This is a genomic window from Methylobacterium phyllostachyos, from assembly GCF_900103445.1.
Lineage (GTDB): Bacteria > Pseudomonadota > Alphaproteobacteria > Rhizobiales > Beijerinckiaceae > Methylobacterium > Methylobacterium phyllostachyos.
Window position 1 is genome coordinate 181708 of record NZ_FNHS01000010.1, and the last position, 24555, is coordinate 206262.

General features: G+C 72.0%; 23 protein-coding genes. 14 read left to right on the forward strand and 9 right to left on the reverse strand.

Annotated features, from left to right (window positions below; translation table 11 throughout):
- Positions 1-333 precede the first annotated feature (333 nt).
- From BLQ49_RS17465 to BLQ49_RS17530, 13 genes are all read left to right on the forward strand, one after another.
- The gene (locus tag BLQ49_RS17465; RefSeq protein ID WP_091717898.1) at positions 334-1461 is read left to right on the forward strand and encodes an NAD-dependent epimerase/dehydratase family protein; all 1128 of its coding nucleotides are present in this window, start codon (positions 334-336) and stop codon (positions 1459-1461) included.
- Entirely contained in the window at positions 1458-2519 is a 1062-nt protein-coding gene (locus tag BLQ49_RS17470; RefSeq protein WP_091717900.1) for an SDR family NAD(P)-dependent oxidoreductase, read from the forward strand. The genes BLQ49_RS17465 and BLQ49_RS17470 overlap by 4 nt, the downstream gene beginning before the upstream one ends.
- Complete coding sequence (locus tag BLQ49_RS17475; protein WP_091717902.1) at positions 2516-3823, forward strand: TIGR04295 family B12-binding domain-containing radical SAM protein; 1308 nt, start codon at positions 2516-2518, stop codon at positions 3821-3823. The genes BLQ49_RS17470 and BLQ49_RS17475 overlap by 4 nt, the downstream gene beginning before the upstream one ends.
- Complete coding sequence (locus tag BLQ49_RS17480; RefSeq protein ID WP_091717904.1) at positions 3808-4941, forward strand: glycosyltransferase family 4 protein; 1134 nt, start codon at positions 3808-3810, stop codon at positions 4939-4941. Before BLQ49_RS17475 ends, BLQ49_RS17480 begins: the two co-directional genes overlap by 16 nt.
- On the forward strand, positions 4938-6251 hold the full coding sequence (locus BLQ49_RS30365; RefSeq protein ID WP_244507646.1) for a CgeB family protein: 1314 nt from the start codon (positions 4938-4940) through the stop codon (positions 6249-6251). The genes BLQ49_RS17480 and BLQ49_RS30365 overlap by 4 nt, the downstream gene beginning before the upstream one ends.
- Complete coding sequence (locus BLQ49_RS17495) at positions 6248-7351, forward strand: CgeB family protein (protein ID WP_091717906.1); 1104 nt, start codon at positions 6248-6250, stop codon at positions 7349-7351. Before BLQ49_RS30365 ends, BLQ49_RS17495 begins: the two co-directional genes overlap by 4 nt.
- Before the next feature lie 11 nt (positions 7352-7362).
- A complete protein-coding gene (locus tag BLQ49_RS17500; protein WP_425284012.1) occupies positions 7363-8472 on the forward strand; it encodes a CgeB family protein in 1110 nt (369 codons plus the stop codon).
- Between the two features lie 66 nt (positions 8473-8538).
- Entirely contained in the window at positions 8539-9546 is a 1008-nt protein-coding gene (locus tag BLQ49_RS17505) for a UDP-glucuronic acid decarboxylase family protein (RefSeq protein ID WP_091718070.1), read from the forward strand.
- Positions 9547-9573: 27 nt separating this feature from the next.
- On the forward strand, positions 9574-10656 hold the full coding sequence (locus tag BLQ49_RS17510; protein WP_091717910.1) for an inositol-3-phosphate synthase: 1083 nt from the start codon (positions 9574-9576) through the stop codon (positions 10654-10656).
- 262 nt (positions 10657-10918) lie between these two features.
- A complete protein-coding gene (locus tag BLQ49_RS17515; RefSeq protein ID WP_091717913.1) occupies positions 10919-11509 on the forward strand; it encodes a histidine phosphatase family protein in 591 nt (196 codons plus the stop codon).
- A complete protein-coding gene (locus tag BLQ49_RS17520) occupies positions 11506-12279 on the forward strand; it encodes a TIGR04290 family methyltransferase (RefSeq protein WP_091717915.1) in 774 nt (257 codons plus the stop codon). The genes BLQ49_RS17515 and BLQ49_RS17520 overlap by 4 nt, the downstream gene beginning before the upstream one ends.
- Positions 12276-13184: a glycoside hydrolase 5 family protein gene (locus tag BLQ49_RS17525; protein ID WP_091717917.1), complete on the forward strand. Its 909-nt coding sequence runs from the start codon at positions 12276-12278 to the stop codon at positions 13182-13184. The genes BLQ49_RS17520 and BLQ49_RS17525 overlap by 4 nt, the downstream gene beginning before the upstream one ends.
- Before the next feature lie 450 nt (positions 13185-13634).
- Positions 13635-14672: a LacI family DNA-binding transcriptional regulator gene (locus tag BLQ49_RS17530; protein ID WP_091717919.1), complete on the forward strand. Its 1038-nt coding sequence runs from the start codon at positions 13635-13637 to the stop codon at positions 14670-14672.
- Positions 14673-14886: 214 nt separating this feature from the next.
- On the opposite strand, the gene BLQ49_RS17535 is transcribed toward BLQ49_RS17530, so the two are convergent.
- From BLQ49_RS17535 to BLQ49_RS17545, 3 genes are read right to left on the reverse strand one after another with little or no spacing between them, the layout of a single operon-like run.
- Positions 14887-16632, reverse strand: a complete 1746-nt coding sequence (locus BLQ49_RS17535; RefSeq protein ID WP_091717921.1) for an ABC transporter ATP-binding protein — start codon at positions 16630-16632, stop codon at positions 14887-14889.
- Positions 16633-16643: 11 nt separating this feature from the next.
- Entirely contained in the window at positions 16644-17369 is a 726-nt protein-coding gene (gene fhuF / locus BLQ49_RS17540; protein ID WP_091717923.1) for a siderophore-iron reductase FhuF, read from the reverse strand.
- Complete coding sequence (locus tag BLQ49_RS17545; protein WP_091717925.1) at positions 17366-18607, reverse strand: MFS transporter; 1242 nt, start codon at positions 18605-18607, stop codon at positions 17366-17368. The genes fhuF and BLQ49_RS17545 overlap by 4 nt, the downstream gene beginning before the upstream one ends.
- Before the next feature lie 248 nt (positions 18608-18855).
- Between BLQ49_RS17545 and BLQ49_RS17550 the strand changes: the two genes are divergently transcribed.
- Positions 18856-19077: a hypothetical protein gene (locus tag BLQ49_RS17550; protein ID WP_091717927.1), complete on the forward strand. Its 222-nt coding sequence runs from the start codon at positions 18856-18858 to the stop codon at positions 19075-19077.
- A 9-nt stretch (positions 19078-19086) separates the two neighbouring features.
- On the opposite strand, the gene BLQ49_RS17555 is transcribed toward BLQ49_RS17550, so the two are convergent.
- The 6 genes from BLQ49_RS17555 to BLQ49_RS17580 form a co-directional block, all read right to left on the reverse strand.
- Positions 19087-19491: a phage holin family protein gene (locus tag BLQ49_RS17555; RefSeq protein ID WP_091717929.1), complete on the reverse strand. Its 405-nt coding sequence runs from the start codon at positions 19489-19491 to the stop codon at positions 19087-19089.
- 68 nt (positions 19492-19559) lie between these two features.
- Positions 19560-19985, reverse strand: a complete 426-nt coding sequence (locus BLQ49_RS17560) for an RNA polymerase sigma factor region1.1 domain-containing protein (RefSeq protein WP_091717931.1) — start codon at positions 19983-19985, stop codon at positions 19560-19562.
- A 61-nt stretch (positions 19986-20046) separates the two neighbouring features.
- Entirely contained in the window at positions 20047-21123 is a 1077-nt protein-coding gene (locus BLQ49_RS17565) for an acyltransferase family protein (RefSeq protein ID WP_091717933.1), read from the reverse strand.
- 109 nt (positions 21124-21232) lie between these two features.
- The gene (locus BLQ49_RS17570) at positions 21233-21571 is read right to left on the reverse strand and encodes a hypothetical protein (RefSeq protein ID WP_091717935.1); all 339 of its coding nucleotides are present in this window, start codon (positions 21569-21571) and stop codon (positions 21233-21235) included.
- Positions 21568-23475: a hypothetical protein gene (locus BLQ49_RS17575; protein WP_208859079.1), complete on the reverse strand. Its 1908-nt coding sequence runs from the start codon at positions 23473-23475 to the stop codon at positions 21568-21570. The genes BLQ49_RS17570 and BLQ49_RS17575 overlap by 4 nt, the downstream gene beginning before the upstream one ends.
- 151 nt (positions 23476-23626) lie before the next feature.
- Positions 23627-24505, reverse strand: a complete 879-nt coding sequence (locus tag BLQ49_RS17580; RefSeq protein ID WP_244507647.1) for a CorA family divalent cation transporter — start codon at positions 24503-24505, stop codon at positions 23627-23629.
- Between the last annotated feature and the right edge of the window lie 50 nt (positions 24506-24555).

The window sequence follows — 24555 nt, forward strand, 5'->3', positions numbered from 1 at the left end:
CGCCACCGGAAGCCAAAGCGTGTCGTTTGATTATTTTCTCCGCTGCGGGGCCGACCTGCACGTTTGAAGTGTAGCAAGCGGTGGGCGTCAATTTTACTTGAGAGCAGTCGGCCTTGTGCGTGTCTGGAGCGGCATTCGATTGCGTCCAGATGAGACGGCTCGTCAGGCCGAGATTTTCCACCGGCGCTCGGAAGTTGCCCGCGGTTTTCGCCAGCTTGGCATTAAAGTCCGGCTGTTCGCCGTGCGAATGTGGAATTTAACCTGCGTTGTTTCAGCGAGAACGGATTCCTGATCTACATAGATTGAAGTCTCTGCAGGGGAATTTCACGCCTCGTGCCGGAATCCGTGCTTATTACCGGTGGTGCCGGCTTCATCGGCCGCCATCTCTCCGCCGAGCTGCTGCGCCGCGGCTATCATGTCCGGGTGCTCGACAGCCTGATCGAGCAGGTTCACGGCAACGGCAAGGGTGGCCACACGGGCGGCGCCGAGGCCCTGCCGCCGGAGGTCGAGTTCCAGGCCGGAGACGTCCGCGACGGGGATGCGGTGGCCCGCGCGCTGCGCGGCATCGACCGGGTCGTGCACCTCGCCGCCGAGGTCGGCGTCGGCCAGAGCATGTACGCGGTGGAGCGCTACGTCTCGGTCAACGATTGCGGCACGGCGGTGCTGTTCCAGCAGCTGATCGAGGCCCCGGTGAAGCGGGTGGTGGTGGCCTCCTCAATGAGCATCTACGGCGAGGGGCTGTACCGCACCGCCGATGGCGGCACCGCCGAGGAGGTGGTCCGCCGCCTGCGCCGGCCCGGCGAGCCCTGGGACCCCCTCGACGCACAGGGGCAGCCGATGCGGCCGATCCCGACGCCGGAGACCAAGCGCCCGGCTTTGGCCTCGGTCTACGCGCTGACCAAGTACATGCAGGAGCGCCTGACGCTGACGCTCGCCCCCGCCTACGGGATGGAGGGCGTGGCGCTCCGCCTGTGGAACGCCTACGGCCCGGGCCAGGCCCTCTCGAACCCCTATACCGGCGTGCTGGCGATCTTCGCGGCCCGCCTCCTCAACGGCCAGCCGCCGATGATCTTCGAGGACGGCGAGCAGCGGCGCGACTTCGTCCATGTCGAGGACGTCGCCCAGGCCTTCGCGCTCGCTTTGGAGCACCCGGCCGCCGCCGGTCAGGTCTACAATGTCGGCAGCGGCGAGGACCGGACGGTCCGCGAGGTCGCCCAGCTGCTCGCCCGCGCCATGGGCCGCGAAGCGATCGAGCCGGAGGTGACCGGCCAGGCGCGGCTCGGCGACATCCGCCACTGCATCGCCGATATCGGCAAGATCCGGCGGGAACTCGGCTACGCGCCGCGCCGCGACTTCGCCGAGGGGCTCGCCGAGCTCGCCGCCTGGGTGGCCGAGCAGCAGGCCATCGACCGGGTCGCTGAGGCGCGGCGCGAGCTCGAAGCGCGCGGGCTCGTCGCGTGAGCGGGCGGCCGATCCTCGTCACGGGCGGCGCCGGCTTCATCGGCGCCAACCTGTCCGACAGCCTCGCGGCCGACGGCCACGCCGTGATCGTCTACGACGCCCTGTCGCGTCCGGGCGTCGCCGCCAATCTCGATTGGCTGCGCCGGCGCCACGGCAGCCGGATCACCCCAATCGTCGCCGACATCCGGGACGCCGAAGAACTCGCCCGGGCGGTGGCGGAGGCGGGCGCGGTGTTCCACTTCGCCGCTCAGGTCGCGGTGACGACGAGCCTCGTAGCGCCCCGGGCCGACATGGAGATCAACCTCCTCGGCACCGTGAACCTGCTGGAGGCCCTGCGGGCCCTCTCGCGGCCGGTGCCCCTGCTCTACGCCTCGACCAACAAGGTCTACGGCGACCTGCCCGACATCGCCCTGGAGGCGGTCGGCGACGCCTATCTGCCGGCCGATCCGGATCTGCGCCAGCGCGGCATCGGCGAGGCGCGGCCGCTCGACTTCCACACGCCCTACGGCTGCTCCAAGGGCGCGGCGGACCAGTACGTGCTCGACTATGCCCGCAGCTTCGGCCTGCCGGCGGCGGTGATGCGGATGAGCTGCATCTACGGCCCCCGCCAGATGGGCAACGAGGATCAGGGCTGGGTCGCCCACTTCCTGATCCGCGCGCTCGCTGGCGAGCCGGTCACGCTCTATGGCGACGGCCGGCAAGTGCGTGACATCCTGCACGTGCGCGACGTGGTGGCGGTCTACCGGGCGGCGCTCGCCCGCATCGACGCCGCGGCCGGCCGCGCCTTCAACATCGGCGGCGGCCCCGGCAACGCCGTGAGCCTGCTGCAGCTCCTCGACCATGTCGGCGCCCTGCTGGGGCGCCCGGTGGCGCGCAGCGTCCAGGATTGGCGGCCGGGGGACCAGCGTTACTACGTCTCCGACACGCGCCGGGCCTTCGAGACCCTCGGGCTCGCGCCTTTCATGAGCTGGCGCGACGGCGTCGCCGACCTCGCCGCCTGGCTCGCGGCCGAACGCGCGCAGCCGGGCGCTGCCCCGATCGCGGGAGCGGCGGCATGAGGGTCGCGCTCGTCAACCCGCCCTGGGACTACCGCAACAGCATCTATTTCGGCTGCCGCGAGCCGCACCTGCCGCTGGAGCTCGGCTATTCCGCCGCGCTGTTAGCGGCGGCCGGCCACGAGACCCTGCTGGTCGACGCGCATCTGGAAGGCCTCACCGCCGAAGTTGCCGCCGACCGCGTGGCCGCCTTCGCGCCCGCCATGACCGTGGTGGCGACCGCCCCCACCTACCTGTTCTGGCGCTGCGCCCCCCCGGAGCTGCGGGTGCCCCGCCTGTTCCTCGACACCCTGGCGGGCCGGGGCGGGGCCACCGTGGCGGTCGGCCCCCATGGCTCCGCGACGCCGCGGCCCGTCCTCGACAAGCTCGGCTGTGATATCGTCGTGCGCGGCGAGTGCGAGGAGGTCGTCGCCCGCCTCGCGGGCCTGCCCGACCTGCGCCCGGAAACCCTGCGCGCCGTCCCCGGCCTCGCCTTCCGCGACGGCGAGACCGCTGCGGTGACCGGTCCGCCCCAGGCCGGCCGCTTCACCGACCTGCCGGCCCTGCGCTGGCCGGACCATTGGATCGCCCGGCACAGGCACCACCACCACCGGTTCGACGCCGCGCCGGACGGCCCGGGTGCCGAGGTCGAGGCCTCGCGCGGCTGCCCCTACACCTGCTCGTTCTGCGCCAAGATCGATTTTCGCGATGCCTATCGGCGGCGGGATCTTGGGATCGTCCTCGACGAGATCGACGGGCTGATCGCGCAGGGCGTCACCTATGTCTACTTCGTCGACGAGATTTTTCTGCCGCAGAAGCCGCTGCTGGAGGCGCTGGTCGCGCGCAACATCCGCTTCGGGATCCAGACCCGGATCGACCTGTGGAAGCCCGACCTGCTCGATCTCCTCGGGGCCGCGGGCTGCGTCTCCATCGAGGCCGGGATCGAGAGCCTGACCGAGGAGGGCCGCGCCGCCCTCGACAAGAAGTGCCGCGCCTCGACCGACGACCTCGCCGAGCGCCTGATCCACGCCCGCCGCACGGTGCCGTTCGTGCAGGCGAACCTGATCGCGGTGGCGGGCGACGATCCCGACCTCGTGGCCGCGTGGCGCGACCGCCTGCGCGGCCAGGGCGTCTGGGCGAACGATCCGGTGCCGCTCTACCCCTATCCGAGCTCCCCCGATTACCGCCGCCTCTGGGGCGCGCCCGACGACCGGGCCTGGGAGCGGGCGCACGCCCATTATCTCGGCCAGTTCACGCAGTTCAGCGACATCCAAGACGAGCGCCCCCTCCCCCTCCCCGAGCTGGAGGCCGCATGCGGGTGCCGCTGAACCCGTCCCGAACCTCGGCGCCGCACGTCCTGATCAGCGCGGATGCGGTGGGCGGCGTCTGGCAATACAGCCTCGACCTCGCCGCCGGGCTGGTCGGCCGAGGCCTGACGGTGACGGTGGCGATCCTGGGACCTGCGCCCTCCGGGGCGCGGATCGCGGCGGCCGAAGGGGCCACCGGCGCGCGCATCGTCGCCACCGGCCTGCCCCTCGACTGGACCGCCGAGACGCCGGAGGCCGTGCTGGACGCCGCGCGGGCGCTGGCGGAGCTGGCCCGGAGCATCGGGGCGGATCTCGTCCACCTGCACAGCCCTGCCCTGGCGCTCGCCGACTATCCCCTGCCGGTGGCGGCCGTCTGCCATTCCTGCGTGGCGACTTGGTGGGATGCGGTCGAGACCGGCCCCCTGCCCCCCGACCTCGCGTGGCGCCACGACCTCACCGCCCGGGGCTGCCGCGCCGCCGACGCCCTGCTGGCGCCGACTCGGGCGCATGCGCTCGCCACCGCCCGGGTCTGCGGCCTCGTGCAGCCGCCGGCGGTCGTCCGCAACGGGCGTAGTCTCAGCGGCCTGCCGCCCCGGGCTCTGGCACCGCATGCCTTCACGGCCGGCCGCCTCTGGGACCGGGCCAAGAACGCCGCCGCCCTCGACCGTCTCGCCGGCCGCCTGTCGGCGCCGCTGCGGGCCGCCGGCTCGGTGGAGGGGCCGAACGGCGCCCGGGTCGAGACACGCCATCTCCACCGCCTCGGGCGGCTCGACGAGGTGGGCATCGCTGCCGAACTCGCCGGCCGGCCGGTCTTCGTGTCGCTCGCCCGCTACGAGCCGTTCGGCCTCGCGGTGCTGGAGGCCGCCGCCGCGGGCTGCGCCTTGGTGCTCTCCGACATCCCGAGTTTTCGCGAATTGTGGGACGGCGCCGCCGCCTTCGTGGGCGCGAACGACGATGAGGCTGCGGCCGAGGCCGTGCAGCGCCTCCTGGACGATCCCGCCTGGCGCGAAGCCGCCGGCCAAGCCGCTGCACAGCGCGCCGCCCGCTACGGAACCGAGGCCATGACCGAGGGCGTGCTCGGCGTGCTGCACGGCCTCCTCGCCGGGGCGCCGGCGCGGCTCGGCGGAGCCGCCGCATGAGGATCGCCTACTTCACCCACTCGCTGGCTTCATGCTGGAACCACGGCAACGCGCATTTCCTGCGCGGCGTCCTGCGCGAACTCATGGCAAGCGGCCACGCCGTCGCCGCCTACGAGCCCGAGGGGGCCTGGAGCCTCGAAAACCTCCTGCGCGACCACGGCGAGGCCGGGCTCGACGCCTACCAGTCGGCCTATCCGGAGCTCGCCTCCGCGCGCTACGCCGCCATCGATGCGGTGGTCGAGCGCGTGTCCGACAGCGACCTCGTGCTGGTCCACGAGTGGAGCGAGCCGGCCCTGGTGGCGGCGCTCGGCGCCGCCCGGCGCCGCGGGGCGCGCTACACGCTCCTGTTCCACGACACGCACCACCGGGCGGTGAGCGCCCCGGAGGAGATGGAGCGCTTCAACCTCTCCGGCTACGACGGCGTGCTCGCCTTCGGCGAGACGCTCGCCGCCGTCTACCGGGCGCAAGGCTGGGGCCGCCGCGCCTTCGTCTGGCACGAGGCAGCCGACACGCGCCTGTTCCGGCCGCCCGCCGATGAGCTTCCGGATCTGACACACACCCTCCCTCCCCCCTCTGCGGGGGAGGGTACCCTGCGAAGCAGGGGGGGAGAGGGGAGCGACGTTTCAAGCAGAGGCTCGCCCGACGTGCAGGCCGAACCATTTTCTGCGCCGTCGCTCCCCTCTCCCGACCCCCTTCGGGGGCCACCCTCCCCCGCAGAGGGGGGAGGGAGCGCGCGCAGTCCGGCCCGCGCCGGCCTGATCTGGATCGGCAATTGGGGCGATGACGAGCGCAGCGCCGAGCTCGAGACCTATCTGTTCCGCCCGGCCGCGCAGGTCGGCCTGCCGCTGGACATCTACGGCGTGCGCTACCCCGCGGCGGCCCTCGCGACGCTGAAGCGCACTGGCGCCCGCTATCACGGCTGGGCGGCGAATGCGGCGGCGCCCGGCCTGTTCGCCCGCCATCTGGCGACGGTCCACGTGCCCCGGCGCTTCTACGTCGAGCGCCTGCCCGGCATCCCGACGATCCGGGTGTTCGAGGCGCTCGCCTGCGGCATCCCCCTGGTCTGCGCCCCCTGGGATGATTCCGAGAGCCTGTTCCGGCCGGGTCGGGATTACCTCGTCGCCCGCACCGGCGCCGATATGGAGGGCCACCTGCGCGCCCTTCAGGCGGATGCCGGCCTGCGGCAGGCCCTCGCGGCCTCCGGCCTCGCCACGATCCGGGCACGCCACACCTGCGCGCACCGCGCCGAGGAACTGCTCACCATCGCCGAAAGCCTGCGGGCGCCCGCCACCCTGGAGGCCACCGCATGAGAATCGCCTTCTACGGCTCCTCCCTACTGTCCTCCTACTGGAACGGCGCCGCCACCTACTACCGCGGCATGCTCGCCGCCCTGGCGCGGCACGGCCACACGATCACCTTCTACGAGCCCGACGCCTTCGACCGGCAGCAGCACCGGGACATCGAGCCCCCGCCCTATGCGGCGGTCAAGGTCTACCCGGCGACCGTCGAGGCCGCCCGTGCCGTCATCGCCGAGGCGGCGCAGGCCGACGTGGTGGTGAAGGCGAGCGGCGTCGGCGTGTTCGACGACGAATTGCTTGACGGGATCATCGCGGCGTCCCGCCCGGAGGCTTTGCGGATCTTCTGGGACGTGGATGCCCCGGCGACGCTCGCCGAGATGCGCGCCGACCCCGGCCACGCGCTCCGCCGCGCCCTGCCCGATCTCGACCTCGTGCTGACCTATGGCGGCGGCCCGCCGGTGGTCTCGGCCTACGAGGGGTTCGGCGCCCGGGCCTGCATCCCGATCTACAACGCGCTCGACCCGGACACCCATTTCCCGGTCCCGCCGGAGCCGCGCTTTGCCGCCGACCTCGCCTTCCTGGGCAACCGCCTGCCGGATCGCGAGGCGCGGGTCGAAAAGTTCTTCCTCGCGGCGGCGGCCCGGCTGCCGGAGCGGAGCTTCCTCATCGGCGGCAATGGCTGGGAGAGCCGCGGCCTGCCGCTGAACGTCCGGCATCTCGGCCACGTCTACACGCGCGAGCACAACGCCTTCAACACGACGCCGCTCGCCGTCCTCAACATCGCCCGCGACAGCATGGCGGCGGTAGGCTTCTCCCCCGCCACCCGGGTGTTCGAGGCGGCCGGCGCCGGCGCCTGCCTGATCACCGACGCCTGGGAGGGCCTGGGCCTTTTCCTCGACGAGGGCACCGAGGTGCTGGTCGCCCGGGACGGACGCGACGTGGCCGACCACGTCGCGGCGCTGACTCCGGAGCGCGCCCGCGCCATCGGTGAGGCCGCCCGCCGTCGGATCGTGGCCGAGCACACCTATGCGCGCCGGGCCGTGGAGGTCGACGCGATCCTGCGGGCAGAGGCGGCCCGCAAGGCGGACGCCAACCAGCGGAGCGTCGCGTGAGCGCGGCCCCGATGCGCCTGGTCGTCCTGGGCTTGAGCCTGTCCTCCTCCTGGGGGAACGGCCACGCGACCACCTACCGGGCGCTGCTCAAGGCCTTCGCGGCCCGCGGCCACGCCGTGCTGTTCCTGGAGCGCGACGTGCCCTGGTACGCCGCCCACCGCGACCTGCCGGATCCCGATTTCTGCGACCTCGCCCTCTACGCCGACCTCGACGGGCTCGACGGCCACAGCGCCGCGATCGCCGGGGCGGACGCCGTGATCGTCGGCTCCTACGTGCCCGACGGCATCGCGGTGGGCGCCCGGGTGCGCGGCTGGGCGCGGGGCGTCACCGCCTTCTACGACATCGACACGCCGGTCACCCTGGCGACGCTGGAGGCCGGCACCTGCGCGTATCTCGCGGCCGAGCAGATCGCTGATTACGACCTCTACCTGTCCTTCACGGGCGGCCCGACCCTGCGGCGCCTGGAGCGGGCCTACGGCGCGCCCGCTGCTAGGGCCCTCTACTGCTCGGTCGATCCCGAGGCCTACCCGGCCCTCGACCGCCCGGCCCGCTACGACCTCTCCTATCTCGGGACCTACAGCCCCGACCGGCAGCCCACGCTGGAGCGCCTGCTGATCGAGCCGGCCCGGCGCGCGCCCGATCTGCGCTTCGCGGTGGCCGGCCCGCAATATCCGGCCGGGATCGACTGGCCCGCCAACGTGGAGCGGATCGAGCACCTGCCCCCCGACCGGCACCCCGATTTCTACGCGGCGAGCCGCTACACCCTGAACGTCACCCGGGCCGACATGGTCCGGGCCGGCTGGAGCCCGAGCGTGCGCCTGTTCGAGGCCGGCGCCTGCGGCACGCCGATCCTCTCCGACCGCTGGGACGGGCTCGACACGCTGCTCGTGCCGGAGTTCGAGATCCTGCTGCCCGATGGTCCGGACGACGTCCTCGCCATCCTGGGCGGGCAATCCGAGGCCGAGCGGCGGCGGCTGGGTATGGCAGCCCGCGCGGCGATCCTCGCGCGGCACACCGCCGCTGCCCGCGCCGCGGAACTTGAGCGCTATCTCGGTGAGGTGGCCGTACGGCGCGCGCCCGATCGCGTGCGCACCGGTCACGCATCGACGTCCTTGTTTTGACGCGGGCTTCGACGCCGGGCCGGTATCCGGTCCGGCATCAGGGCACTTCAGGCACTCGGGAGAATGATGGTGGGAAGCAGGAGCGGTATCCGAGTCCTCGTCGCCGGCGGTGCCGGGTTCATCGGCTCCCATCTGATCGACGCGCTCCTCGCCGAGGGGGCCCGCGTCACCTGCGTGGACAGCCTGCTGACCGGGCGGCGGTCGAACCTCGCCCATCTCGCTCGCGAGCCGCGCTTCGACTTCGTGGAGGCGGACGTGACCGAGCCGCTGCCGGCCCTGCCGAAGGCCGCCTGGGTGTTCAACCTCGCCTGCGCGGCCTCGCCGCCGCATTATCAGGCCGACCCGGTCCACACGATGATGACCAGCGTGCTCGGCACCAGCCGGCTGCTGGAGATCGCCCGGGATACGGGTGCCCGCTTCCTCCAGGCCTCGACCAGCGAGGTCTACGGCGATCCGGAGCGGCACCCGCAGCAGGAATCCTACTGGGGCAACGTGAACCCCACCGGGCCGCGGGCCTGCTACGACGAGGGCAAGCGTTCCGCCGAGACCCTGACCTTCGATTTCGAGCGCCGGCACGGCCTCGATATCCGCGTCGCCCGGATCTTCAACACCTACGGACCGCGGATGCGCGCCGATGACGGCCGGGTCGTTTCCAACGTGATCTGCCAAGCGCTCGCGGGGGACGACATCACGGTCTACGGCAACGGTGAGCAGACCCGCTCCTTCTGCTACGTCAGCGACCTCGTGGACGGCCTTCTCCGGCTGATGGCGTCCGAGACCCCCCTCGACGGGCCGGTCAATCTCGGCAACCCCCACGAGATGACCGTCGGCGAGCTGGTCGACCGCGTGGTGCGGATGACCGGGACGCCGTCGCGGATCGTGCGCCGGCCGCTGCCCGTGGACGATCCCCAGCGCCGCCGCCCCGACATCACCCGGGCCGAGACCCTGCTGGGCTGGTCGCCCCGGGTGGCCCTGGAGGAGGGGTTGGAGGCGACGATCGCGTGGTTCTCCCGCGAGATCGCCCCGCGCCGGGCGCTCCCAGAGATCGAGGAGCACGCCGTTGTCGCCGGCTGAGCCACGCCCCGGGCGGCCGAGGCGCTGATGGCCGCCGCTCCCATCCGCGTCGGCCTCGTCGGAATCGGTAACTGCGCGTCGTCCTTCGTGCAGGGGCTGCACCATTACCGCGACGCCGCCCCTGGCGAACCCGTGCCGGGCCTGATGTCGCCGGATCTCGGCGGCTACCGGGTGGGGGATGTGGCGGTGGTCGCCGCCTTCGACGTCGCCGCCGCCAAGGTCGGGCGCGACCTCGGCGAGGCGATCCTGGCCGAGCCCAACAACACGCTGCGCTTCGCCGCGGTGCCGGAGACCGGCGTCACGGTCCGACGCGGGCCGACGCTCGACGGGATCGGGCGCTATCTCGAGGGCGTGGTCGCGGAATCCTCCGCGCCGGTGGCGGACGTAGCGGCCGAGTTGCGCCGCACCGGCACGCAGGTGCTGGTCTCCTACCTGCCGGTGGGCTCTCAAGGAGCGACCGAGTTCTACGCCGAATGCGCGCTCCAGGCCGGCTGCGCCTTCGTGAACTGCATCCCGGTCTTCATCGCGTCGAACCCCGACTGGGCGGGCCGCTTCGCCGCGAAGGGGCTTCCGATCATCGGGGACGACATCAAGAGCCAGGTCGGCGCCACCATCGTGCACCGGGTGCTGGCCAACCTGATGCGCGAGCGCGGGGTGCGGCTCGACCGGACCTACCAGCTCAATTTCGGCGGCAATGCCGACTTCCTGAACATGCTGGAGCGCGAGCGGCTGGAATCGAAGAAGCTTTCCAAGACCCGGGCGGTGACGAGCCAGCTCGACGCACCGCTCGCGCCCGGCGATGTCCATGTCGGTCCGAGCGACCACGTTCCGTGGCTGACCGACCGGAAATGGGCCCATATCCGGCTGGAGGGCACGGCCTTCGGCGGCGCGCCGCTCAACATCGAGCTGAAGCTCGAAGTGTGGGATTCGCCGAACTCGGCCGGGATCGTGATCGATGCGGTGCGCTGCGCGCGCCTCGCCCTCGACCGGGGGCTCGGCGGCCCGCTGGAGGGGCCGTCGAGCTACTTCATGAAGTCTCCGCCCCGGCAGTTCACCGACGCGGAGGCCCGGGAGCGGACCCTGCGCTTCGTGGCGGGCGAGGGGGTGTGATGGCTGTCTCCGATCGCTGGAGCGGGCCTCTCCTCTCCCCGCACGCGGGGAGAGGCCCACAGGCACCCTGTCGTGCCTGTGGGGAGCGGAGGCGTAGCCGGAGCGGCGGTGAGGGGGCGAGTCCGGAAGAGGCTCAGCCTGAATCGCCCCCTCACCTTCGGCTGCCGCCTCGCTTCCCGCCCCGGCAAGGGGGCAGGAAGCCCTCTCCCCGCGTGCGGGGCGAGGGGGTGCACGTGCGGCCTCCAGCTTGCCCTGTTGCCACATGAGGCGGGTCTTTCTCGTGCGCCACGCCAGCCATGACCGGCTGGGCCGGATCCTGTGCGGGCGCATGCCGGGCGTCGCCCTGAGCGCGACCGGCCGCGCCGAGGCGGACGCCCTCGCCCGCCGCCTCGCCGGGAGCGGCGCCGGCACCCTGCTGGCGAGCCCGCGGGAGCGCACCGCCGAGACCGCCGCCCCGATCGCCGCCGCCCTCGGCCTCACGGTCGAGACCGAGCCCGGCCTCGACGAGATCGATTTCGGCGCCTGGACCGGCCGGAGCTTCGACGCCTTGGCGGACGATCCCGATTGGGCCGCCTGGAACACGGCCCGCGCCACGGCCCGCCCGCCGGAGGGCGAGGGCATGGCGGAGGCGCAGGGGCGCATCCTCCGGATCCTCGATCGCTTCGCGGAAGACGGGCCCCCCGTCATCCTGGTGAGCCACGGCGACGTGATCCGGGCCGCGCTCCTCAAGCGCCTCGGCCTCGGCCTCGACGCCTACGACCGCATCGTCGTGGACCCGGCCTCGTGCAGCGAACTCGCTCTCTGGCCTGGTGGAGGCCGGGTCGTATCGCTCAACGAACGGACCGCGCCATGACGGCTGCCGAACTCCGCCGGCAGGCCGACGCCCTCGGCCCCTGGTTCCACAACATCGACCTCGGTCAGGGTGTCTGGACCGCCCCGGACCATTTCCTCGGCGACTACCCGAACGTGAAATGGCGCCTGTTCGCCGCCGCGATCCCCGCCGACCTCACCGGCAAGAGCGTCCTCGATATCGGCTGCAACGGCGGCTTCTATGCCATCGAGATGAAGCGGCGCGGCGCCGCCCGGGTGCTCGGCCTCGATTCCGACGACCGCTACCTCGCCCAGGCCCGCTTCGCCGCGGCTCATCTCGGGCACGACATCGAGTTCCGCAACCTGTCCGTCTACGACGTGGGTGCGCTCGGCGAACGGTTCGACATCGTGCTGTTCATGGGGGTGCTCTACCACCTGCGCCACCCACTGCTCGCCCTCGACCTGATCCGCGAGCACGTGGCCGACGATCTCCTGGTGTTCCAGTCGATGCTGCGCGGCAGCCGGGCGGTCGAGCCGGTCGCCGCGGATTACGACTTCTGGGACATGGACCAGTTCGAGCGCCCCGGTTACCCGCGGATGCACTTCGTCGAGCATGCTTACGCGCACGACTGGACCAACTGGTGGATCCCCAACCGGGCGGGCATCGAGGCGATGCTGCGGGCGAGCGGGTTTCGCATCGAGGCCCAGCCCGAGGCCGAGGTCTATCTCTGCCGGGCCGCGCCGGTCCCCTACGGCGTGGGGGCCGAATATCCGGTGCGGTCAAAACGCGAAGCGCGCGGGGGAACGCGATGATCGACTCGGTGATGCTCTGGAACGAGCCCAACAACAAGTCGCACTGGGATCCTGAGATCGACCCCGACTGGCTGCTCTTCGCCGAGATGGCCAAGGCTGCGGGCCACGCGATCCGGGACACCAATCCGCACCTGATCCGCGTGCTCGGCGGCATCTCGCCGATCGACCCGGTCTTCATCCGCAACATGGAGGCCCGGGGCGTTCTCGACGCCGTCGACGCGGTGGCAGTGCACGGCTTCCCCCTCGACTGGAACCTGTGGTCGATCCACGACTGGCCGGCCAAGCTGGAGGAAATCCGCGCCGTCACGGACCTGCCGGTCTGGGTCTCGGAGGTTGGCGTCTCGACCTTCGGCGCCGAGGAGGTGCAGGATTGGGGCCTGCGCCGGACCCTGGAGCTGCTTTCCGGCCGGGCGCCGCGGATCCACTGGTACAGCCTCTACGACCTGCCGCGGGAATGGGAGGCCACCACCCGCCACAAGGAGGCCGAGGGCTCCTCCTATTACCGGCACTTCCACATGGGCCTGCTCCGCCAGGACGGCACCCCGAAGATCGCCCTGGAGAGCTTCGCCCGCCATACGCCCGAGATTGGCCTGTGCCAGTGGTTCCATTTCGAGGATCACCGGCTCGACGAGGCGGTGGCGTGGATGAAGCGGCTCGGCGTGCGCTACCTGCGCACCGGCCTGTCCTGGGCCGACAGCTTCCGCCCGGGGGCGCTCGACTGGTTCGACCGGCAGATGGAGGCGCTGAAGGATTTCGACGTCACCGTCACCTTCTGCTTCACGCCGGAACACCGGGGGATCTCACCCCATCACACCAGCGCGCCGCTGGTCCGGGCCGAGTATGCGGACTTCTGCGCCGCCATGGTTCGCCGCTACGCGCCGCCTCCGTCCGGATCGGCTCCGTAGAGCGCGCCAGATGTTCCGCATCGCACGTCCTGGTTTCGAAAGGGCGAGCCCTTTCGCGGGTCCAGGGCAGAGCCCGGGAATCCGTCAGGGCTTTGCCCTGACAACCCACCAAAGGGCAAAGCCCTCTGGAAACCCGGACTCCCACACCGGGTCTGCCTGATCGCAGGATCGTGTGCCGGCCTCACCCGGATGAGGGATGCGCCGCGGTCCCACGCCCCCTACGATGGCAGCGTACTCCGAGACGAGATCACCTTCAGCCCGCCCGGCCCGGCCGCGGCGGGCTTCTTGTTGAGTTGTGGTCCGGTTTCCGGCCTCGACAGGTCGGAATATCTCCGTATCCAGAAATATGGACGCGTATCCGTGCGGCTTTATCTCGGATCCGCCTGGTTCTAGACTGAATGAGACGGGCGAAGCAGGATCCTCCGGGGCGCCGCCCGGCCGGAGGTGACGATGGGCCAGACGACGATCAAGGACGTCGCACGGCGGGCCGGCTTCAGCTTCCAGACGGTGTCGCTGGTCCTGAACCACCCCGAGAAGGTCGCCCGCACCACCCGCGTGACCATCGAGGCGGCCATGCGCGACCTCGATTTTGTGCCGAGTCTCGCGGCCCGCGCCCTGCGCAAGAAGCCGAGCCGCAGCATCGCCTGCGTGTCCTGCTTAGGCGCTGAGACCGCCGATGACGGGCCGGATCCGGCGCCGGAGGAGGACCAGGGCCTTGTTCTGCAGACCTTCGCGCAGGTGACCGACCAGCACGGCTACACGCTGATCCTCCGGCGCTGCCGCAGCGACGACCCGGAGAGCATGGCCCGGATCGCGAGCCTCGTGAGCGAGGCCCGGGTCGACGGCTTGGTGGTTTTCGCCGAGCGGCGGGATGATCCGCTGATCGCGCTGCTGCAGGCCAAGCGCGTCCCGTTCGTGGTATTCGGCCTCGACGTGCCGGGCACGCATTGCGCCGCGCGGGCCGACCGCGACGCAATCCACGAGGCCGTCACCTATCTCGCGCGGACCGGCAGCCGTGCGATCGGCTTCCTCGGGGGCGCGCGTGCGGCCGAACGGCTCCGGGGCTATCGGGACGCCCTGGCGGAGGCGGATCTGCCCCTGCGCGCGGATCTGGTGGTGGCGTGCGACTGGACCGCCGCGGGCGGCTACCGGGCGGCGCTCGCCCTGCTCGACCGCCCGGCCCGCCCGGACGCGATCGTGGCGGCCAACGACCGGGTGGCGTTCGGGGTGCTGAAGGCGCTGCACGACCGGGGTGTGCGTGTGCCCGGCGAGATCCGCGTCGTGGGCTTCGACAACGTCGCCCAGGGCGCCTACGCGATCCCGAGCCTGACCTCGATCGCGGTGCCGACCCTCGACATGGTGCGCTTCGCCTTCGCGACGCTGGTGGCGGTGATCGAGGGCACGCGCCCGCCGGACGACCTCGCCCGGAAGCTGTTTTCCACCCGCCTCGTCCTGCGCGAATCTACGGCGGCCCAGGCGCAGCCGTAGAGCCTACGATATTCCACTTCGGCGGAGCGACGCTCTCTCCTGCCCCTTGTGGGGAGGAGTTGGAGGTGGGGGGGCAAAAGGCACCGGATGGCTTGATCCTGCACCACCCCCACCCCTGACCCCTCCCCACAAGGGGGAGGGAAAAGCGCCTTGATCTTTAAGGTTTCCGTGTCGAACCGAGACCTTTAAATCCGATAAGCTGCGAGCTTTCGCCCTACTCCGCGGCGAGCACCGGGTCGGTCGCCCCGCCCCCGAACTGGGCGGCGTGCAGGCGGCCATAGGCGCCGCCTGCTTCCAGCAAAGCCACGTGACGGCCCTGCTCGACCACGCCCCCCGTCCCCAGCACCACGATCCGGTCGGCGTCGCGGATGGTGGCGAGGCGGTGGGCGATCACCAGGGTCGTGCGCCCGCGGGCGAGGTCGGCGAGCGCGCGCTGGATCTCCCGCTCGGTCTGCGTGTCCAGCGCCGAGGTCGCCTCGTCGAGGATCAGGATCGGCGGGTTCTTCAAAAAAACCCGCGCGATCGCGATGCGCTGCTTCTGCCCGCCCGACAGGCGCACCCCGCGCTCGCCCACCACCGTGGCGAGGCCTTCGGGCAGGCTGTCGATCAGGTCGCCGAGCCGGGCGCGCCGGGCGGCCGCGTCGATCTCGGCCTCCGTGGCGTCGAGGCGGCCATAGGCGATGTTCTCGCGGATCGTGCCGGCGAACAGGAACACGTCCTGCTGCACGATGCCGATCTGGCGCCGCAGGCTCGCCAGGGTGATGGCGCGGATGTCGATCCCGTCGATCGTGATGCGCCCCGCCTCCACCTCGTAGAAGCGCGGCAGCAGGGCGCAGAGGGTGGTCTTGCCGACCCCCGAGGGGCCGACGAACGCCACCGTCTCGCCCGCCGCCACCGCGAGGTCGAGGCCGGTGAAGACCGGGCGGCCCGGGCCGTAGCCGAAGCTCACGCCCTCGAAGCGGATGTCGCCATGCAGGGACTCCACCGCGCGGGCGTCCGGCCGGTCGGTGATGTCGGCTTCGGTGGCGAGCAGGTCCTGATAGCGGCGGAAGCCGGCGACGCCCTTCGGATACGTCTCGACGACGGCGCCGATCTTCTCCAGCGGCCGGTAGAACACGCCGACCAGCAGCAGGAAGCCCACGAAGCCGCCGGGCGTCAGGTCGCCCCGGACCACGAAGGCGGCGCCCCCGAGCAGCACCGCGATCTGCACGAGGCGCAGGCCGAGATAGTTGATCGACAGGCCCGCCGCCATCAGCCGGTAGGCTTCGAGCTTGGTGTCGCGGTAGCGGGCGTTGTCGCGGGCGAACAGGGCGCGCTCGTGCGGCTCGTTGGCAAACGCCTGGACGACCCGCATGCCGCCGACATTCTCCTCGATCCGGGCGTTGAAGGCGCCGACTCGTCCGTACTGCGCCTGCCAGTTGCGGGTCATCCGGCCGCCGTAGCGGATCGACACGAAGGCGATCACCGGCAGGATCGCGCCGGTGATGAGGGCCAGCGGCGCGTGGACCATGAGCATCAGCGCGAAGGCGCCGAAGAGCGTCATGATGGCGATGAACAGATCCTCGGGCCCGTGATGGGCGACCTCACCGATCTCCTCTAGGTCCTTGGTCACCCGGGCGACGAGGTGGCCGGTCTTCTGGCCGTCGTAGAAGCGGAAGGAGAGCTTTTGCAGGTGGTCGAAGGCCCGTTCCCGCATCGTGGTCTCGATGTTGATGCCGAGCACGTGGCCCCAATAGGTGACCACCACCATGAGGCCCGCATTGGCGACGTAGACCAGCGCGAGCGCCGCCGCGGCGAGCAGGATCAGGCCCCAATCCTGCCGGGGCAGCAGGCTGTCGATGAAGCCCTTTACGGCGATGGGGAAGCCGAGCTCCAAGAGGCCCGACAGGACCGCGCAGCCGAAATCCACCAGGAACAGGGTCCGGTACGGCCGGTAATAGGCGAGGAAGGCCTTCAGCATCGCGGCTCGGATCAGGTCTGGGCGCAGGCCACGGGACAGAGCGCGCCGCAGGACGGCACCCCCGGCAGGCGGTGGCGCAGGCAGCAGACCCGTCGCCGCCGGCAGCCCGACGCCCCCGGGCAGAGCGCCTGCGAGAGGGGGCTCCTAGCGCAGGCCGGGCCGGCGCGCCATCCGAGACAGTCCGCGACGTCGTCACAGGCCGCCCCCTCCCCGTCCCCGAGCGAGCCTTCGAGTTCCCGGGCGACGTAGTCGAGGATCACCGCGGCGTTGCCCCAGAGGATCCGCGGGGCGATCCCGCACTGTTCGTGGCACAGCTCCACGAAGGGGCGCAGATGCGCCTCCACCAGCCCGGCGAGGCCGGGGGCCGGGCAGGATCCGCACCCCTCTGCGGGCAGGCGGAAGCGGCAGGGCCGGCCGGCCCCGTCGCGTTCGAGGCTCATCGTATCGAAGGCGAGGGGCAGCGGGCGGCCGAGGCGCACCAGGGCGGTGAGCGCTGGCGTCGCCAGGGCCGCGAGGTAGAACTGGCTCCAGTACGAGACCAGGATGCGCCGGTCGCAGGTCGCGCAGGCGGCCTCTGGGCTGAGCCCCGCCGCGAAGGCTGCGAGGGTGGCGTCGAACACGCGCGGGTCGCGTAGCGCCCCGAGCGGCAGCGCCCCCGGGCCGCCGGGGCCGTCGGCGACGCCGTCCCGGTAGGCGGCGAGCGAGTCGGGGACCTGCGCGGCGACCTCGGCGATCATCGGACGTCCATGCGATCGGTCCGCAGGGTCCGGTCCACCGCGACGGCGAGCCACGCCACCGCGGCGGCGTAGGGCAGCAGGGCGGCGGCGAAGTAGCCCGGCCAGCCGATCCAGCCGGCGAGCGCCGGGGCGGCGACCCGCAGGGGCATCGCGGCGAAGAAGGCCGCGCCGAACAGCAGGGCGTAGTCGGTGGCGGGGCTCGGCCCCTGCGCCCAGCGGTAGATCATGTTGAACACCGGCACGCCGAGGAACCCGCCGGCGACGAAGTTCAGCACCGTGGCGGCGATGGCGAGATCCGCCATCCGGCCCGCGCAGGCGCCGGCCATCAGGGCCCCCGAGGCGAGGACGCCGATGGCGCCGAACGCGATCAGCCGGACCGTGCCGAACCGGGCGGCGAGCCCGCCCGCCGCCAGCGCCATGACGAGGTTGACCCCCGGCAGGACCGTGCCGGTCAGGAACCCGACCTGCCCGAGGGGCACGCCGAGATCGAGCAGCGCCAGGGTGTTGGGTCCGGAGAGCAGGTAGGCGGCCGCGAAATAGGCGCCGAGCACCAGCACCCGCCCGCCAAGGACGCGCAGGCGCGCGAGCGAGCCCGTCCAAAGCTCCGGCCGGCTGCCGGCCCCGCGGCGCTGGGCTTCCGGATAGACCAGGATCGGCAGCAGGCAGAGCGCGTCCAAAGCCGCGCAGGCCAGCACCGCCCCGTGCCAGCCGAGCCGGTCGTAGGAGCCGACCAGCACGCCGACGCCCAGGATGCCGCCGAGCGAGGCCCCGCACAGCTTGGCCGAGGCCACGAAGGCGCGCCGCTCCGCCGGCACGGTCTCGACCACCAGGGCTTCGAGGGCGATGTCCATGGTGGCCACGCAGGCGCAGGCCGCCACCGCGAGGGCGAGGAGCGCCGGAAGCGGCCAGTGCGCGCCGAGGCTGAGGACGGTGAGCAGCAGCACCGTCGCCCCCTGCGCGGCCACGATCCAGCCGACGCGATGGGTCAGCACCGGCAGGTGGAGGCGGTCGAGGAGCGGGGCCCAGAGGACGGTGAGCCCGACCGGCAGGTTGATGAGTTGCAACAGCCCGACCTCGGCGAGTTCGACGCCCCGCGCCCGCAGGATCAGCGGCGCCCCGCCCGACAGGAAGCCGAGCGTCGCCCCGAAGGTCACGTACAGGCAGAAGAACGGCGCCAGCGGGCGCAAGCCCGCCAGGGTATCGGTGAGACGGATGCCGATGGCGTTGCCTGCCGCCATGGGGCTACGCCAGTGAGCTGGTGCCGGAATGACCAGCCATCCGGCGGCTACAGTTTATAATCACACTAATCTATTGATGTGCCTCAGTTTTTGCTGACTATAGGGGTTGATGGCGGGGATCAAGCCGGAGGTGATGAAGCTGCGTCCGACGGTCCCACAGCGGTGGGCGCCGAGCTCGGCGTTAACCAACCGTCAACCATGATCCGGGCAGATTTTCCCATCGCGGGACCAGCCTGGAGGGACGATCCATGACGCGACGTCGGGACTTCGATGCGTTGAGCGAGGCACAGATCGCCGCGGGCCGTACGCAGAAGCGCTGGGTCGCGCCGAAGGCCGCGTTCCGGCCTGCCGGAGGACCGCAGGCGGTGGCCGACCTGCTCGACACGATCCAGCACGTGGCCGAGGCGGCCACGGGCGAGCGCAGCTTCCTGCACCTGCACCCCAAAGCCACCGGCACACGGGGGCGCTGAGGGCCGGCGTCAGGCCCCGGTCCCGGTCACGTCCCGGACGGTCCGCTTCGCCTGACGCCACGTCCGCCAGGGTTCCAGGTTCGAGAGCGCCATCCGGCGCACGCCGAGCCAGCCGAGCCAGAGCGCCATGATCAGGAAGGGCGCGGCCACGATCGACGCTGCCGCTGCCTCGGAGTGCAACGGCAGCGCCAGCAGCTTCACCACCCCGTCGAGGCCGAGGAAGAAGGTCACGATCAGGAGGATCGGGATCGTCCCGACGATGGCGATCAGCGAGACGATCGCCCGGATGTTGCCGTCGACCTCGGTCCGCGCGAGCGTGAGCAGCGCCTCGATATGCGCGGTGCCCTCGCGCAGGGCCGCGATCAGCAGGGCCAGGGTTCCGTCAGGGGCGTTTCCGTCGGGGGGGTGGCGCATGGTGCCGGATCTTCCTTGAGAGCCCCCGGCCAACGGACCCGCCAGCCGAAGCGTTCCGCTCCGTGCCCTCACAGGAGCAGCAGCGCGGCCCCGAGCACAAGCAGCGTCGCGAGGCCCGCCAGGGCGACGGCCCGGTTGACCCCGGCCCCATCGTCCGGATCCGCCGGCGGCGGGGGCGCCGTCCGCGATCCGGAGTCCGTCGGAGCGGCGGCCGCGTCCGCGCCCTCCCCCGCCCGGATTGGCGGGACGGGGCCGGGATCGCGCGGCGGGAGGGTCAGGCCAGTCGTGAGCGGCTTGTCGGCGGGCGGCCCGAAGGCCTCGGGCTCGACGCTGATGCCGGCTTCCTCCAGCTCCAGCATCACCAAGACGAGATCGTCGACCTCCATGCGCTCCACCGGCAGCGCGGCCCGCAGCTCCTCCGCCGAGAGTTCTCCGCGGTCCCGCCCGCGGGCGATGAGCCGGTCGAGGGTCCCGCGATCGATGGTCTGGGACATGTCCGGCCCCCTGCCCTGCTGGCCCGTCGCCAACGCGCGAGGGTGAGGGCGGTTACCAGGCTCAGGGGGTGACGACGGCCTTGGCGGGCAGGGCCTCGCCCGGCGCCAGACCGGCCGCGCCGGGCCGGGGCCGGAGCATCGGCCGCTCCACCAGGAACCAGCTCAGGATTCCGAGGGGCAGCGCGGCCGCGAGCGTCAGGGCCGCCCCCGTCCAGGGGGCAAGCCCCGGCACCCACGCGATCAGCAGGTTCTGGATCGGCCACGCGTAGAGATAGAGCCCGTAGGAGGGATCGACCTGCGCGGTGGCGCGGCTCAGCGCCAGGGGCCGGACCGCAAAGGCGAACCAGAAGATCAGGTAACCGCCGAGCAGCGCGAAGGCCGGCTCGGCGAGCGGCGGGCTGAACAGCAGCGGCAGGAGCAGCCCGGCGGCCAAAGCCGCGCCCCGGCCGGTATAGGCGATCCGGTCGGCGAAGAGCTGGAAGGCGCCGCCGCAGGCGAACACGAAGCTGAGCCGGATCATCTCCGACAGGGAGCCCTGCCCGTCGCCCGGATGCCCGATCGGCAGGAAGAGCCAACGCAGCACGAGCAGAATGCTCAAGCCCGCCAGCATCGCGAGATAGCGGCCCCGCCGCCGCAGCGCCCGGGCGGTACCGACGAGGCCGAGCAGCAGGTAGCAGCCGAACTCGCAGGGGATCGTCCACATCGACCCGTCGAGCATCGGATAGGGCAGGTCCGCGAAGGCGCCCGGGACAACCGGCATGAGCAGCAGCGCCAGCCGGGCCAGGGTCTCAGGGGGCGAGAGGGCCGCGAGGTCGCCCCCGGCCAGGGGCGCCACGACCGCGATGCACAGGAGCGAGGCCACCACGAAGCCCGGATAGATCCGCCGCACCCGCCGCATCACGTAGTCGGCGAAGGAGCGCTTGGCCCGGTAGCTCGCGGTGATCAGGTAGCCGCTCACGAGGAAGAAGCCGTCGACGGCCACCTCGCCGAACGACAGGGTGCCGAACACCCGCGTCAGCAGCTCGCGCGACCGGTCGCTGTCCACCAGCTCAGGGGCGTGGGCGAGGATCACCAAGGCCGCGAACAGCAGGCGCAGCGTCCCGAAATTGTTCGCCCGGCCGGCCACCGCCTTTGCCACCCCTGCCCGCTCCGCGCTGCCTCCGACCCGCTTAGGGGCCGGGAAACGCGGTGGTCCTACAAGGGCGAAGCGGCAACACCGGGGCGGGATCTGCGGCTACGCGTCCGGGCTATGGCCCCGCCATCGCCGCGCTCAGGTCGGCCTTGAATGCGCTGATCATCGCCTCGCGGCGCCGCGCGCCGACGAGGAGCCGGACGGCCGGCGGGGCCTCCCAAAACACGCTGACCTCGCCGTCGGTGAGCACCGCCCAGAGGGTCACGGCCGCCGCGCGCACCTGCAGGACCTGATCCGACAGCCAGATTGCCTCGGGGCGCCCGGGGACGAACCAGCGCGACAGGCGCTCGGTCCAGAGGGCGAGATGGCTGTCGAGCCGCGCGTCGATCAGGGCGCGCCGGTCGCTCCCCGGCGGCCACGCGACGTCCATGCGGAACAGCAGCTCGCGGCTCATGCGGCCGCACCGAGCGCGCCCTGCCCCGGCACGGGGGCGGCGTGGGCCTGGACCTCGCGAAGGCCCGGATGCCGCCGCGCCGTCCGGCCGAGGCGCCCTTCGAGGCCGAGCCACAGGCCGGCGGTCGCGGCCGTGCCGATCACGACGACGCCGGTGGCCGACAGGCCGGCATACACGCAGGCCCCGATCAGCGCCGCGTTGACGGCGACCGTCATGCGCTTGACCGCCGTCTCCTCGCCCTGCGTCGCGCGCACGCGCTCGACGATCGCGCAGAGCCGCTCCAGGTCGGGCGCGGCGAGACCGATCGGGGCCGTCGCCCCCGCGGCGAGGACGGCCGGCCCCACCGCCACCGGCACGTCGGAGCGGGCGTGCGGGTCCGCCCCATGCACCGCGTGGACGTGGATGATCCGGTGCCCGAGGAAGCGCTGCTGGGCGAGGTAGCTCGCGGGCGTGTGCACGGCGCTGCGGACGAAGTGGCGCGTCGCCCCGAGCCGGGACGCGGCGTCCTGCGCGTCGTCCTCCCGGCCGGAGCGGAACAGCACGGTCTCGCGCAGGCCGAGCGCCGCCATCCGGCTGCCGAAGGTGCCGGATGTCAGGCTCGACGCGTCCCAGGCGACGCTGTCGTCGAGCAGGATCTCGTCGGCCTCGCGGATCGCCAGCAGCGCCCCGAAATCGCGCACGACGATCCCCTGCTCGGCCAGATGCAGGGCGAGTTCCGCGGCGGCGATGCGCCGATGCACCAGCACCGGGCTGAAGAAGTCCGGCCGCAGCACCGCCTGGGCCAGCGGCGTCCCGCCCGTGAACAGGGCCGAGGCGCCGACGCAGAGCATCAGAGGCGTGCTCGCGTTGGCGAAGGCCGTGGCCGCCCGGGAGCGCGGCTCCGTGGCGAAGATCGACACGGCAGCCTCGGCCGCGCCGTGCAGGGTGCGGGGATCCTTGGCGTGCGGGTCCTGGGTCGTGGCGGCGAGGCGCTCGAACAGGCGCAACTCGGTCCGGCGCAGGGTGGCGCGGGTCAGGCGGTCCCAAGCCCGGAACAGCCACAGCATGAGGGCGGCCGGGATATGGTCGCCGTTGAGCAGTGCCAGGGCCGACAGGATCGTCAGCACGGTGGTCACGTCCGCCCGGCGCTGCCGCAGCTGCCCCCACGCCTGCCGGGCCGCCGGCCAGGAGGCGACGGCCAGGATCACGGCGCTCGCCGGCAGGAGCGGCGGGAAGGCCGCCGCCCCGACCGCCAAAGCGAGGTTGGCGTTGAGGAGGAGCCCGCGGCCCTCGGGGTTGGTGAAGGGCGCGTCCGCGCGCCGGCGCAGAACCGATTCGATCGCCTCGGCCTCGGTCACGAGCCGGAGGAGCCCGTGCGGATCTCCCGGATCGCAGCGGATGTCGAGGAATCCGATCCGGGCCGAGCTTCCGTCGATGGCGGTCACGGCCCCGCTCCGGTCGAGGTAGGCGGCGACGAAGGCGAGCGCCGCGGGATCGCGCAGCAGCCCGTGCGACAGCCGGATCCGGTCGCCGCCGAGATGCTGCAGGCGCCACGTGGACAGGAGCCGGCCCGACCGCCACAGGGTGACGGGCTCGTCCCAGACCCGCTCGCCGACATGCCGGGTGAAGGCCGAGCTGCGTAAGGCAGCCCGGGGCTCCGCATCGCGCATCACCCGGGCGAGGTCCCGCAGGCCCGCCCCGGCCGCGATGGCCGCGCCGAACCGCAATTCGATCCGCGCCGCCGCGAGGTCGAAGCAGACCCGTTCCAGCCGGTCGAGCCGCAGGCAGCGGTGCAGGAAGGTCGAGAGGTTCGGCTCCCGGCCGAGCTGCCCGGCGACCGGCCCGGTCAGGATCACCCGCGCCCCGGCGACCCGGACCGCGAGCGGCGGAACGGCGGCGAGGGCGGTCGATAAGGCATGCGGCATCGGGGTCGGCCTCTCGGAGCCTGTGAGTCATGGTTTCGAAAGGTCGAGACCTTTCGCGGGTCCAGGGCGGAGCCCTGGTCAAGGTCTCAGGGTTCCACCCTGAGAACCCGCCAAAGGGCTTCAGCCCTTTGGAAACCCGGGATCGGGCCCCTCAGACGAAGGCCACGATCAGGGCGGCGACGCCGAGGAACTTCATGCTCTGGTTCTCGTCGATGGTGATGAGGCCCATCGTCGAGTCGAGCAGGAACGAGATCTCCGCCGCGAGCTGGCCGTTGTAGTCGCGCAGCGAGGCGATATCCTTGCCGATCAGCTTGAGCTGGGCCACCGTCTCCGGGCCCGCCCAGTGCCGCTCGTTGTTGATGATGAACGGGATGATCGTCGCCACGGTGACGGCGGATTCGCGTAGGTTCGACACCAGGGCGTTGCGCCGGCCGAGCCGCTGCACGATCCCCTTCAGATCGCGAAAGCTCGTCCGGCGGCGCCGGCCGGGTGCCCGGCGGAGGCCGATGCGGGTGGATTCGCCGTCGGCGAAGATCTCGGTGGTGAGGGCGTTGAGGTCCTGCTCGACCATGCGCAGGGTGCTGGCGAGCTGGCCGACGATGGTGTCGAGGAGGTCGACCAGCATGTCGGCGGCCGTATCGACCCGCGGCAGGCCGCTGCGGCGGCGCGGCTCGGCATAGGTGCGGAAGGCGTGGAAGTCGCCCTGGCGCATGCTGATCAGGCGATTCCGGTCGGCGATCAGGCCGACCGGCAGGTTGACCGGCACGTCCGCCTCGAAGGAGGGCAGCCAGCAGATCAGGTTGACCGCGTCCGCCTCCACGAAGATGCGGCTCGATTCCTCGATCTCGTGCAACTCGTCCGGGCTGAACAGCTCGACGCCGAGCGTCGCGGAGACCAGCGCGCATTCGTCGGGCGTCGCCGCCAGGAGATCGACCCAGAGGGATTGGGCGAGGCGCGCCGGCCGCTCCTGCGCGGGGAGGCGGTCGAGCGGGTGCAGGTGCGTCTCGCCGCGGGCGAAGGTCAGGATCACGGCGCGTCGGGCCTCTGTGACAGTGTTCTCGGGAGTCTTGGGGATCCGCG